Here is a 13,145-nt window from a genome sequence, read left to right as displayed (position 1 = left end):
GTCGCGTCTCTCTCCTCAGGCCGCCGAGCGAGCGCGTTTCTGAGTGAGCATCTGCAGATAGCTCTCGATGCGGTTCTTGACGTTGGCGGCCGAGAAATAGCGCGGATCGACCAGATCGGTCTCGATGAAGGCGCTTGGCTTGCCCGTACGCTCTTCGACTTCGCGCAGGATCAGCAGTTGGCCAGCAGAGAAGCTGTTGCAGCTCTTGATAGAGTTGATGAGTAAACCATCGGCCTCGTAGTCCTGAAGATACTTGCAGAGCATATCGATACGCGATGGCAGGTTGAGATTCGTGTAGCAACCAAGGCAATATTCAGCGAGGCTCTCCAGCGGGTTGTCTGGGTCGTGGCGAAAGCCGAAATCGTAGACGCCACCGACTTTAGTATAGGTGCTGGCGACGACCACAGCACCCTCATCGTAGAACATCTTCCAGAACTCACGGAAGTTGGTCCAGTTCGGCGGGCCCTCGACGACCAGGCGGAAGCGCTCATCGTCAAGCTCGCCCTCGGGCGTGATCGGACCCTTCCCGGCCGCCACACGCTCAGCGATCTCCTGGCGCAGGGTACGGTAATAGTCAGTGGCCTCTGGCGTGCCGCGGAAAGCCGTGAAGATCGGCCCAATGTAATAGACGCCACCAAAATAGGCGTCGATCGGCGAGGGCTTATTTTTGGCCGATTCGAGCACCCAAACCAGGTCCTCCTCGGCCTTAACAGATTCTTTAAGGTATTCCCGAAGCCGGTCGATATCGAACTTGATACCGCTGATTCGCTCGAGTACCGGGATCACGTCTTCCTTGAGTTGCTTGACCACATAGTCACGCATATTCTGCGTGATCACACCATCGCCCTGATAGGGAATGTGCAGCATGGTCGTCTCGCAACCATAGTGCTCACGGACCAGCTCGAACCACTTCATAAAGGTGAAGCAGCCCGTATAGGAAAGCATCAGCAGGTCGGGAGTGGGCATCGTCTCCCCGGTCGGACCGATGCCCTGCATCATCATGCCGATGTCGGCCTTGACGTACGTGCAGACGTCCTCGGAATGGTCGTTGCGCTCGGCGTCGAGCACCAGGCGCCCGCTCTGCTTGCGCAGCGCCGCCTGTAGCGCGTTGGTCTCAGGCAGGTTGCGCACGAAGTCGAAACACATCAGCAACTCGTTGAGGTTTCCCGGCACAAAAGTCGAGACGACCTTCCTATCTTCCTCATGCGCATTGGCGAGCGCCGTGTAATTGGCGTTAATCATCGCCTTCTGGCGCCACATCGAATCTTCTTTTTGCACCACCGGGTCCGCTGTCGCGTTCATCATGCACTCCATAGCTTGATCGAATCTGCGAAGGTTCCCGCCTGCTCGCGGATCGGCTGCATCTGGCCGGAGTTCTCGGCATATTTGAAGGCTGTGTAAGGAATGTTCTCCCCCGTCAGAACATGCTGCAGCATTGGTCTGTCGAGCAGCGCGGGATCGCAGAAGCTGGGTGAGGCGAAAACCACGCCTTCAGCCTGTGAGGTGCGCACAGCATCGACAAGATGGCGGCCCTTGGTTGCGCGGTCTGGCACATATTTCGCGGAGGTCTCCATAGAATGGTGCAGAAAGGCAGCCGACAGGCTGGACAGTGGGTCGCCGTTGCCCACCACCTCTTCGGTCAGCCAGCGGTTCACCAACATGAGGTCGTCATCGACGACATAGCAGCCGGCCATCTCGATGGACCGGATCATGCCAAGGGGAGGCTGCTCGCAGAAGGCGCCTGTCAGAACGACGCGGCAGTTGTCGCGCATTGGCCTGTCCTCAGCACGCACGGCGTCGAGATAGTCGCCGATCAGCACGGTATGCTCTTCGACTGGCAACACCATGCCCGCGCGGAGCAACAGATAGACTTCCGATGTCAGCGCCTGCCAGGGCTTCTCGGCGCGGTAATCGTAAAGCGCGCGCACCGCAGCACGGTTCTCGTTGTAGACGCCTATCGAGTTGTTCAGAGCCGCGTCTGTGATCTCACGTCCGGCGACGCCTGCGAGATCGTCGCGCAGAACCTCCAGTTCGTGGCGGTAATAGTTACCGCCGACCGCATCAGTGAAATTCTGGGGCACGTCGAAATATCGGACATATTTGTCCTCGAACAGCAGCTGCCACATGCCCGAGAGATTTCGGATCACATCGCATATGCTGGGAAACAGCATGCCATCGAGGTAATCGAGACGCCCGGTCAGGCCAAGCTCGATGGTCGAGCGTGGAATACGGCAAATGTAGCTCTGGTAATAGGCGTCGCCGTGGATCACCTCGAGATGATCACCACCACCGAGAATCCCCACGGGTAGCATACCGGCGGCGTGAATGATCTCCAGCGGCACGTAGATCGGCATGTAGCCGATCGCCTTGCGATCGGGCGCCGCTGCCTTCCATTCCCGCACTGCCGCAAAGGAGAGATCCTCGAATAGGGCCTCGCAGCGATCGACGATATCGGTTATCGACATGGCTGGCTGCACCTAGTGAGACTGAGATTTCCGACAGTAATAATGGTATTGTCGTACTATAATACGTTTTTAATCGCAATGACAACCACACGAGTACGGGAGGACGCGTTCATGACGCCAATCGAGCCCGACGGCTGGAGCAAGCCGATCGGCTATGCCAATGGCATCCTCACCCCCGCCGGACGACTCCTTTTCGTTGCCGGGCAAGTCGGCTGGAACGAGAGCCAGAAGTTCGAGAGCGCCGAGCTGATACCCCAATTCGCGCAGGCCGTGAAGAACGTCCTCGCCGTCGTGCGTAAGGCCGGCGGCAACGCCGAGCACATCTGCCGCATGACCTGCTTTTGCGTCGACAAGGACGCCTATCTCGCCGCCCGACCGCAGCTCGGGGGCATCTGGCGCGAGCTGATGGGCCGCTCCTACCCAGCCATGTCGATGCTCTTTGTGACTGACTTGCTCGATTCGCCGGGCATGATCGAGATCGAAGCCACCGCCGTGATCCCCGAGCCGCCGGAACATGGCGGTTCCTAGAGCCCGTCTCAGGAATTGGAGTCGGCGAGCCACCTTCTTGTCGGGATAGCACTGGGTGTTCGGATAAACGGGGACCTGGCGTGGCCGACGTCACCGAGGCTCTTGCCGCAGCACACCGTCCGGACCTCACAAAGCTACCACGCGGGGCCCAACGCGAGCCTTGCCATACCCTCCGACGCGTAGCACGAGACGCTGCTGTCTTTGCGCGGTGGCACCCCGCTGGGTGTTGACGAACTGGTGCGCCAGTGTCACTTAACAGCCGCCAAGGTCATGATCCTGGCACTGGAGCTGGAGCTGACGGGAGACGTGCACCGCGATAGTAGCAGAACGATTTTTCCGAAATAACAACGCCTTGCGAAATGAGCTAACGGACGTGAGCACACCCTATTTCGAGCCGGCACCATGAACGTCGTGATTGTTGAGTCGCCGGCAAAAGCCCGCACCATTGAAAAATATCTGGGTTCGGACTACCGCGTGCTCGCCACCTACGGGCATGTCTGCGATCTGCCATCAAAGGACGGCTCGGTCCGTCCGGATGAAGACTTCGCCATGGACTACGTGGCCGATCCGAAGTCGGCCAAGCGCCTTAAGAACATCACCGACGCAGTCAAGGAGTCGGACCGACTCGTGCTCGCCACCGACCCCGATCGCGAGGGCGAAGCCATCGCCTGGCACGTGCTCAATCACCTGGAGAAGAAGGGCGCCCTAACCCAGCCCCAGACCCAGCGCGTGGTCTTTCACGAGATCACCCGCGATGCTGTTCTCAACGCCGTGGCCAACCCGCGCAACATCGACATGGACCTAGTCAACGCCCAGCAGGCGCGACGCGCGCTCGACTACCTGGTCGGCTTTACGCTCTCGCCCGTGCTCTGGCGCAAAGTCCCGGGCAGCCGCTCGGCCGGACGCGTACAGTCGGTAGCACTGCGCCTCGTTGTCGATCGCGAGATGGAGATAGAGGTATTCAAGAGCCGCGAGTACTGGACCGTCGACGTAGCGCTAACAACACCTTCTGGCGCAGCGTTGAGCGCACGTCTCGTCACGCTCGACAGCAAGAAGCTGGACAAGTTCGCCCTGCCCGACAAGGCCGCGGCTGCCGACGCGGTGGAGCGCGTCAAAGCGGGCAACTTCAACGCCACCAAAGTCGAGCGCAAGCAGGTGCGGCGTAATCCGGCCCCGCCTTTTACCACATCGACCCTGCAGCAGGAGGCTGCACGCAAGCTCGGCTATTCTGCCCAGCACACCATGCGCGTCGCGCAAACGCTCTACGAGGGCGGCCTCATCACCTACATGCGTACCGATGCCGTGACATTGTCGAGCGAAGCCCTGGAGGCAACGCGGCTTGTCGTCGCCGGGCTCTACGGCAAAAATTATTTGCCGGAGCAGCCGCGGCGCTACAAGACGCGCTCGAAGAACGCCCAGGAGGCACATGAGGCAATCCGCCCGACCGATCCGGCGCGCGTTGCCGACGAGATGAGCCTGGCCCGCGATGAGGCGCGGCTCTACGAGCTGATTTGGAACCGCACCGTGGCTTGCCAGATGGCGTCGGCTGTGTTCGACCAGGTGCGCTTCGATATCGACGCTGCGGACGGTAGCGTCGGCCTGCGCGCAACGGGCTCCGTGGTCGCCTTCGACGGCTACCTCAAGCTCTACACCGAAGGCCGCGACGATCCCGCCAAGGACGACGACGAAGACCACCGCCTGCCCAATGTCGACAAGGGCCATGCTCTGGGCCTGACAGACGCCACACCGGAACAGCATTTCACCGAGCCACCACCGCGCTATAGCGAGGCCTCGCTGGTCAAGCGCATGGAGGAGCTCGGCATCGGCCGGCCCTCGACCTATGCCAGCATCATCTCGGTGCTGCAGGACCGCGACTATGTCACGTTGGTGAAGAAACGCTTTCAGCCGGAGGACCGCGGCCGACTGGTCACCGCCTTCCTGGAAAACTTCTTCCAGCATTATGTCGAATACGACTTCACGGCGCGTCTCGAAGATCAGCTCGACCAGATCTCCAACGGCGAGTTGGAGTGGAAAGGCGTGCTGCGCGAGTTCTGGTCGGCCTTCTCCCTGGCCGTGACCGAGATTAGCGACCTGCGCGTGCGCGAGATCCTCGACACCCTAAACCAGGTGCTGGGACCGCGTATCTTCCCGGAGAACAGCGATGGCAAAGACCCACGCGTCTGCCCGCGCTGCAACGAGGGCCAGCTCAGCCTCAAGCTCGGAAAGTTCGGCGCCTTCATCGGCTGCTCCGCCTATCCGGAATGCCGCTTCACGCGCCCCCTGGTCGGGGCCAATGGCGAGAATGCTACCGACGACGCCCTGGCCGAGAAACCGATGGTGCTTGGTAACGATTCTGATGGCACCGAGATAACCTTGCGCAAGGGTCCCTACGGCCTCTACGTGCAATGCGGCGAAGCCGCCGACGGTGAGAAGCCTAAGCGCTCGTCCCTGCCCACAGGCACGGGCCCGGATGACGTCGATCTTGACGTGGCCCTCGGCCTGCTCGCCCTGCCCCGCAACATCGGGCCACATCCCGAGAGCGGCGAGATGATCAGCGCCGGCATAGGCCGCTATGGGCCTTACGTGAAGCATGACAAGGCCTTCAAGTCGCTCATGGCCGACGACGACGTACTCACCATCGGCATCAACCGCGCCGTGGCCCTGCTCGCCGAGCCCTCGCGCGGACGCGGTGGTGCGAAGCCGCTCAAGGTGCTCGGCAAGCACCCGGACGACCACGGCGACGTAGCGCTGTTCAGCGGCCGCTACGGTCCCTACGTCAAGCACGGCCGCATCAATGCGACCCTGCCGAAAAGCGAGAACCCGGACAGCGTGACGCTGGAGACCGCGCTCACCCTGATCGCCGACAAGTCGGCCAAGAAAGGCAAAAACAAGCGGGCGCCAGTCAAGCGCAAGGCGAAGTCCAAGCGCAAACGCGCCGGTAGTGCCAAGTAATCGAAAACGCGACCTTCCGACCCGGGCGGAGATCCTCGAGTTTGTTGAGGGCGCCGACGGCAAGGTCGGCAAGCGTGAGATCGCACGCGCCTTCGGCGTATCGGGCCCCGAACGCGTAGCCCTCAAGTCCCTGCTGCGCGAGATGGCCGGCGACGGCCTGATCGCCGGCGATCGCCGCCGCCTCGGCAAGCCCGGCGAGCTGCCGTCCGTGGTCGTAGCCGAAGTGGACGTCATCGACAACGACGGCATGCCCACGGCCCGCCCCGCTACATGGGAGGCGAGCGGCCCGCCGCCACGCATCACCATTTCCACCCGCAGCGGCCACCAGGGGGCACCGGGCATCGGTGACAGAGTGCTGGTCAAGGTCAAGCGACGCGGCAAAGACCGCTATGACGGCAATGTCATCCGCGTGCTCGATGCGCAACCGAAGCGCGTTATCGGCGTCTACGCGCGCCTTCCCGGTGGCATCAGTGGGTGCGTGCGCCCCAGCGACCGGCGCCAGAAGAGCGAGATCTTCATTGCCGACAGCGACGCCATGACAGCGGCTGTTGGCGATCTCGTGGTCGTAGAGACCAAAGGTACCCGGCGCATGGGCCTGCCCCAGGGGCGTGTGGTCGAGAGCCTGGGGCCGTTCGGCGGGCCGCAGGGCATCTCGACCCTGGTCATTGCCAATCACAACTTGCCACACGACTTCCCCGCCGCCGCCATCGCCCAGGCCAACGACGCCAAGCCAGTAAGCCTCGGCACACGCGAGGACCTGCGCGCGCTGCCGCTGGTGACGATCGATGACGACGACGCGCGCGATTATGACGATGCTGTCTTCGCCAAGCCCGATCCCGACCCGGCCAACGTCGGCGGTTGGCGATTGGTCGTGGCGATCGCGGATGTTGCCCATTACGTCCGCCCGGACGATGCGCTCGACCGCGAGACGCGCAAGCGTGGCAACTCAGTCTATCTGCCCGACATGGTCGTGCCAATGCTGCCGCAGGCGCTGTCGAGCGACCTTTGCTCGTTACTGCCAAAGGCCCAGCGCGCCTGCATAGCTTGCCATATGACCGTGGATGCCGAAGGAAAGATGCTGAGCCATCGCTTCGCCCGCGGGCTCATGCGCTCGGCAGCGCGGCTGACTTATCGCGGCCTCCAAGAGGACGCTGACGGCGACGTCCTGGACGAGAGTGGCGCGGCGCTTTACGGCACCTTCCACGCCCTGCGCGCGGCGCGCAAGCAGCGCGGCAGCCTCGACTTCGACATGCCCGAGCGCCGTGTCTATCTCGACGACGACAGCAACGTGACGGCAATCAAGACGCGCCCACGCTACGACAGCCACCGACTGGTGGAAGAGTTCATGATCGCCGCCAATGTGGCCGCCGCGACGACGCTGATCGCACACCGCGCACCCTGCATGTTCCGCATCCACGACCAGCCACCGCACGACAAGCTGGAGACCTTGCGCGAATTTCTCAACGGCATCGGCTACAAGTTGCCGCGCGGCCGCCGGCTAGTGCCGAAGCAGTTCGGCAAGCTGCTCGAACAGGCCGCCGGAAAACCCGAGGCCGAGACCGTCACCATGGCCGTGCTGCGTAGCCAGAGCCAGGCTGAATATTCACCAGACAATATCGGCCATTTCGGCCTGCATCTGGAGCGTTACGCCCACTTCACCTCGCCGATCCGGCGCTACGCAGACCTGCTCGTACACCGCGCCCTGATCTCCGCCTTGGGCTTGGGCGCGGGTGGCCTGCCCAAGGGCGCCGCGTCCGAAATGGCGGAGATTGGCGAGGCCATCTCCAACACCGAGCGCCGCGCCACCGTGGCCGAGCGCGACGCCATCGACCGCTTCGCCACCCGCTTTCTTGCGGAACGCGTCGGCACGAGCTTTCCCGCCCGCGTCTCCGGCGTCACCCGCTTCGGCCTTTTCGTCGAGCTAGCCGACACCGGCGCCCAAGGCCTCATCCCCATGCGAGATTTCCCAGAATACATGGATCACGACGAGCCCCACCAACGCCTGGTCGGCAGTCGCAGTGGAAAGGCGATACAGCTAGGTGATACCTTGGAAGTGACGCTGGCAGAAGCCGACGCGTTAACGGGGAGCCTACGCTTCTCTCTGGATGGGGGGATAGAGGAGAGGCCGAAGCCAAAGAAAGGACCACAACGGCGGCGCAGAAAGAAATAGGCTGAGAACGGTGGTGAGAAAATCCCCCACCTAAGCCACGCTATGGCACGCAATGACAGAACCCAGCTGGTGGTGTATGAGCCAAAGAAACAGCCCTATAGCGCTGAAAATTTTGGCATCTTAGCATGCTATATAATTATCACAGCATATTTTCAACAAACTACAGTCCCACGACCTGCGCCGTTTTGGTCTGACCGAAGGCCGCAATGCGGGGGCCACAGATTAGTAATAACAGGACTACCAGCTGACAGAAGACACGCACCGTGATGTCTGGGCGCACTCAGCCAAACCTGAATCAGGCTGGCAAACTGGTCAGGAGATGTCTCGTTTTGAGAACAAAACGAGAGCAAAAATTTGGAAGCGACTAAAAAATTAGTTGGAAAAATATTATAGAGAATTTCTCAACATGCTGAATATATTTGGGAATTTGGAGCGGGCGATGGGGATCGAACCCACGACATTCAGCTTGGGAAGCTGACGTTCTACCACTGAACTACGCCCGCTCTATGGCAGGAATCGTAGCGGTTTGACCGATCTGGAGCAAGAGAGCACGTTGTTTCGCAGTGCTCCCTTTCTCTTCCCGAAACTGTGACTCGGCCCGAGCGCAGTTGACAAAGGCTGCTGTCATCACGACCCTCTACCTGTTGCGAAAGGGCCGTTTGTCGGCGAGCCCGTGAAAGGAAGTGCGAGAGCCTATGCCGTCTGCCCTGCCCCTACTCGATCCCGCGCTCGATCCCAAAAAATTCCAAAATTCCAGCCACACCGCCGAAGCGATTCCGCGCGCTCATGTGGCATTGGGCACCCTAGATACGCTTTGGTTCAACACGGGCACGCGGTGCAATCTCACTTGCAGGCATTGCTATATTGAGTCCGGCCCACGCAACGACCGCCTAGTCTACATCACGCTGGACGAAGTGCGGTCGTACCTCGACGAGATTTCGGCGCTGGGACTGCCGACGGGTGAGATCGGCTTTACGGGCGGTGAACCCTTCATGAACCCGGACCTGCTGGACAGTACCAAGCTATGCCTAGAGTCTGGCTTCCGGGTGCTGATTCTGACCAATGCCATGCGTCCCATGATGAAATATGTCGAGCACCTGCAGCCGCTCGGCACGCACTGGGATGAGCGTCTAGTGCTACGTGTTTCGCTTGATCATTTTGGTGCGACCCTGCACGAGCAGGAGCGCGGGCCCGGCACCTGGAAACTGACCCTCGACGGGCTGCAATGGCTAGCCCACAACGGCTTTACGATCGCCGTCGCCGGCCGCTTACGCTGGGGTGAGTCTGAGGCACGGATGCGCGACGGCTACCGGCGGCTGTTCGCCGACCTCGGCCTCGCTCTCGACGCTGGAGATCCCGCCGCGTTAATGCTGTTTCCCGAGATGGACGAGAGCGCGGACGTGCCCGAAATCAGCGTTAACTGCTGGGACCATCTCAGCCTCGGGCCGCACCAGATGATGTGCGCGCACTCACGTATGGTGGTGAAGCCGAAGGGGGGTACGCCGGAGGTTATGGCCTGCACGCTACTACCCTATGACCGCGACTTCGCCATGGGTGCGAGCCTGGCCGACGCGGCGGACAAGGTCATGTTGAATCATCCTTATTGCGCCCAGTTTTGTGTACTCGGCGGCGGCTCCTGTAGCACCGGCTGAGGTGACAGGACTGGACAAGCATACTCGCTTAGAACAGGCTATGTACGGTCTTGTGGAAACAGGCGATGATACATGATGAAGGCGACGGTAGTGCCTGCGGTCACATCCATTGAGGAGCCAGCCATACGATGAACAAACTCGAGATCGCACCGACGCCAACAGAACGGGAGCTCTTGAGTACGGCTCGCCCCAGCCAGGAAGAGGCCGAGGCCGCCGTTCGCACGCTGTTGCTGTGGGCTGGGGACGACCCTGACCGCGAAGGCCTGCAAGGCACACCGAAACGGGTGGTGCGCGCCTATCGCGAATACTTCGCCGGCTACGATACGGACCCGACGGAGCTGCTCGAGCGCACCTTTGAGGAGGTCGAGGGCTATGACGAGATGGTGGTTCTACGCGATATCGACTTCTCCTCCCACTGCGAGCACCACATGGCGCCGATCATCGGCGTCGCCCACGTCGCCTACCTGCCCGCCAACAGGGTCGTCGGCATCAGCAAGTTGGCGCGTTTGGTCGATGTCTATGCGCGACGCTTCCAGATCCAGGAAAAAATGACGGTACAGATCGCCGATGCCATCAGCGACGTTCTCAAGCCCAAGGGCGTGGCCGTGGTGATCGAGGGCGAGCATCAGTGCATGACGACGCGCGGGGTAAACAAACGCGGCGTGACCATGAAGACCAGCCGCATGCTCGGCGCCTTCCGCGACGACGCGACGACGCGACGAGAGTTTCTGGGCATGATTCACGGCAACCGCTAAACCGCGGCCAGCTGTTCGCGGCTGAGGCCGTGCTGGACTTTCGCCCTTTGCTGTTCGTGATCGGCATCTTGCTGATCATCCTGGCGTTGACCATGTCATTGCCGGCGCTGGCGGAGCTTGCCGCCGAGCAGCCTGATTGGCGGGTTTTTGCCACAGCGTCGGCTACTACGCTCTTCGTGGGCGTCGGGCTAGTGCTGGCATTCCGGCGTCCGAACTTCTCGATTAGCGTACAGCAGACCTTCGTACTAACCACCGCAAGCTGGGTGGTGCTGACCGCTTTTGCTAGCCTGCCGTTTCGTTTTTCCGGCCTCGACCTCTCCTATGCCGATGCCTATTTCGAGGCCATGTCGGGACTCACCACCACTGGCTCCACCGTAATCAGCGGGCTCGACGATGCGCCGCCCGGCATTTTACTTTGGCGCGCCCTGCTGCAATGGCTCGGCGGCATCGGCATCGTGGTCATGGCGGTGGCTATCCTGCCGATCCTGCGCATCGGCGGCATGCAGCTTTTTCGCACTGAGTCCTCCGACCAGTCGGCAAAGGCCCTGCCCCGGGCAGCCCAGGTGGCTGGTGGAATCGGCCTCGCTTATATGCTGCTGACCCTGCTCTGGGCCTTACTGCTTTGGCTTGCGGGTCTGGATCGCTTCGATGCTATCTGCCATGCCATGACCACCATTGCCACGGGCGGATATTCGACCGTCGACGGCTCCATAGGCCAGTTCGCCAACCCGCATGTCGACGTTATCATCACCGTCGGCATGATTCTCGGCTCTCTACCCTTCGTGCTCTATGTCGCAGCGCTGCGTGGAAACTTCCGCGATCTGTTGCGCGACAGCCAGGTGCGATGGTTCCTGGGCATCGCCGGATCCATGGTGGTCCTTATGACGATGTGGACCTTCTTCCGCCTGGAGATGCCACCATTGACCGCGCTGCGTCTTTCCGCATTCAACACCATATCGGTCATGACCGGCACGGGTTACAGCGCCTCAGATTACAGCCAATGGGGCTCACTGGCGCTCACTGTCATGTTCTTTCTCATGTTCGTCGGTGGTTGTACGGGAGGCACCACTGGCGGCATCAAGATCTTCCGCTTCCAGGTACTGCTCACAACAACGCGAATCCAAATTGCACAGATGCTGCGACCACACGGCGTGGTCAGCGCGCAGTATAACGGCAAGCCGATCACCGAGGCGGTCACCGGTGCAGTGCTTGGCTTTTACTTCCTGTTCTTCGCCGCCTTTGCCGTGGTGGCGCTGGGGCTCTCCCTACACGGCCACGACTTTCTCACTTCCATAAGCGGGGCCGCGACGGCGGTAGCGAATGTCGGGCCTGGGCTTGGCGAGGTAATCGGGCCGAGCGGCAATTTCTCGAGCCTATCCGATTCCGCCAAATGGTTGCTGGCCGCCGCCATGTTGCTAGGGCGGCTAGAGTTGTTCACCGTGCTGGTACTTTTCCTGCCCAGCTTCTGGCGGCGCTGAGGTCGACCAAACGGGTTCCCTCAGGACTGGAAAGGTTCTAAGGTAAAGAATAATTTCAATTCGCGGCCGAGCCGCGAAGGGACGCGAGTAGGAGAGACACTACATGAAAAATCCACTCGAATCGTTACCCATGACAATTGCCATGGGATTGGTCATCACAGTCGCCATGGTGTGTTTGGTTTGCGCCATTGCCGGCGGCGGCGCCTGAATCGGACAGGAGGGGAGCAATGGAATACGAATACTGGGCCTTCTTCTTTCGCTGGCTGCATGTGCTGAGCGGTATCATGTGGATCGGGCTGTTGTGGTACTTCAACTTCGTTCAGGCTCCGACCATGCCGAAGATCCCGGATGATCTGAAGCCAGCCGTGGGTAAGTACATCGCGCCAGAAGCTTTGTTCTGGTTCCGCTGGGCAGCGCTATCGACGGTGGCGACGGGCCTGATACTGGCGGCGCTCAACCGCTACATCGGCCAAGCGCTGGCGCTCGGTCTGACTGACAATGTCAGCAAGCATGCGACCATCGGCTTTGGCATGTGGATAGGCGTGATCATGGCCGCCAATGTTTGGTTCATCATCTGGCCAAAGCAACAGATCGCGCTCGGCCTCGTCGAGGCAGAGGCAGATGCCAAGCCCGCGGCCGCCCGCATGGCGATGCTAGCCTCGCGCACCAACACCATGTTGTCGATCCCCATGCTCTACGCCATGGTCTCGGCGCAGAACCTCTATTAGGGCAAGATGATACAAAAAGGGCTCCGGCAAGACGTGGCCGGAGCCCTTTTCATTGGGTGCAGGCAAATCTATGTCATTGCCCGATTCCGTCGCGATGGTACGCTAGGCGACCCTTCTCTACTTTGGAAACCATCGGTAAATCATTGCCACCGCAAGGCTCTGCGCGGGCTCTTCCCCCACCCCATCAGCGCCAATCTCTCAGTGCCCGGCGTGGAAAGCATGTTCGAGGAGTTCGGCGCCGAGCTAACCCACGGCCATAGCAGCAAGCTCTCCGTGCGCCTCGGAAGGCACAAGGAGAACTTCAGCGCCGCATACCACAAATTGCCCAAGGAAGAAGTGATACAGGTGCACAAATCTCTTGAGACCTAAGACATGGATCCAGAACGGATTTGTCCACTTTAAACCGTCCCCAACTTC

The 13,145-nt window shown here is 60.9% G+C and carries 10 protein-coding genes and 1 tRNA gene; 8 read left to right on the top strand and 3 right to left on the bottom strand.

Features of this window, described 5'->3' with window-relative positions; all coding sequences use genetic code 11:
• Positions 1 to 15: 15 nt before the first annotated feature.
• The gene (gene bcrB, locus QF629_11020) at positions 16 to 1,302 is read right to left on the bottom strand and encodes a benzoyl-CoA reductase subunit B (protein ID MDP6014059.1); all 1,287 of its coding nucleotides are present in this window, start codon (positions 1,300 to 1,302) and stop codon (positions 16 to 18) included.
• Entirely contained in the window at positions 1,302 to 2,465 is a 1,164-nt protein-coding gene (bcrC, locus tag QF629_11015; GenBank protein ID MDP6014058.1) for a benzoyl-CoA reductase subunit C, read from the bottom strand. Before bcrC ends, bcrB begins: the two co-directional genes overlap by 1 nt.
• A gap of 111 nt (positions 2,466 to 2,576) precedes the next feature.
• Here bcrC and QF629_11010 point away from each other — a divergent pair, with 111 nt between their 5' ends.
• The 3 genes from QF629_11010 to rnr all read left to right on the top strand — a co-directional run bounded on the left by QF629_11010 (position 2,577) and on the right by rnr (position 8,115).
• Positions 2,577 to 2,993, top strand: coding sequence for a RidA family protein (locus tag QF629_11010; GenBank protein MDP6014057.1), 417 nt, complete (start codon positions 2,577 to 2,579; stop codon positions 2,991 to 2,993).
• A gap of 402 nt (positions 2,994 to 3,395) precedes the next feature.
• Positions 3,396 to 5,945, top strand: coding sequence for a type I DNA topoisomerase (gene topA, locus QF629_11005; protein MDP6014056.1), 2,550 nt, complete (start codon positions 3,396 to 3,398; stop codon positions 5,943 to 5,945).
• Complete coding sequence (gene rnr / locus QF629_11000; protein MDP6014055.1) at positions 5,935 to 8,115, top strand: ribonuclease R; 2,181 nt, start codon at positions 5,935 to 5,937, stop codon at positions 8,113 to 8,115. The genes topA and rnr overlap by 11 nt, the downstream gene beginning before the upstream one ends.
• A 428-nt stretch (positions 8,116 to 8,543) precedes the next feature.
• Here the strand turns inward: rnr and QF629_10995 are convergent.
• Positions 8,544 to 8,618: transfer RNA gene (locus tag QF629_10995), tRNA-Gly, on the bottom strand.
• A gap of 192 nt (positions 8,619 to 8,810) precedes the next feature.
• Here QF629_10995 and QF629_10990 point away from each other — a divergent pair.
• From QF629_10990 to QF629_10970, 5 genes are all read left to right on the top strand, one after another.
• Entirely contained in the window at positions 8,811 to 9,767 is a 957-nt protein-coding gene (locus tag QF629_10990) for a radical SAM protein (protein MDP6014054.1), read from the top strand.
• 128 nt (positions 9,768 to 9,895) lie between these two features.
• A complete protein-coding gene (gene folE, locus QF629_10985) occupies positions 9,896 to 10,522 on the top strand; it encodes a GTP cyclohydrolase I FolE (GenBank protein MDP6014053.1) in 627 nt (208 codons plus the stop codon).
• Between the two features lie 29 nt (positions 10,523 to 10,551).
• Entirely contained in the window at positions 10,552 to 12,000 is a 1,449-nt protein-coding gene (locus QF629_10980) for a TrkH family potassium uptake protein (protein MDP6014052.1), read from the top strand.
• Positions 12,001 to 12,227: 227 nt separating this feature from the next.
• Entirely contained in the window at positions 12,228 to 12,728 is a 501-nt protein-coding gene (locus tag QF629_10975; protein ID MDP6014051.1) for a urate hydroxylase PuuD, read from the top strand.
• A gap of 219 nt (positions 12,729 to 12,947) precedes the next feature.
• A complete protein-coding gene (locus tag QF629_10970) occupies positions 12,948 to 13,097 on the top strand; it encodes a hypothetical protein (protein ID MDP6014050.1) in 150 nt (49 codons plus the stop codon).
• Positions 13,098 to 13,145 lie beyond the last annotated feature (48 nt).

The sequence above is a fragment of the Alphaproteobacteria bacterium genome (genome assembly GCA_030739735.1).
Taxonomy (GTDB): Bacteria; Pseudomonadota; Alphaproteobacteria; order UBA7887; family UBA7887; genus UBA7887.
Note: the sequence above shows the minus strand (reverse complement) of the source record. Positions and strands in the feature narration are given on the sequence as shown.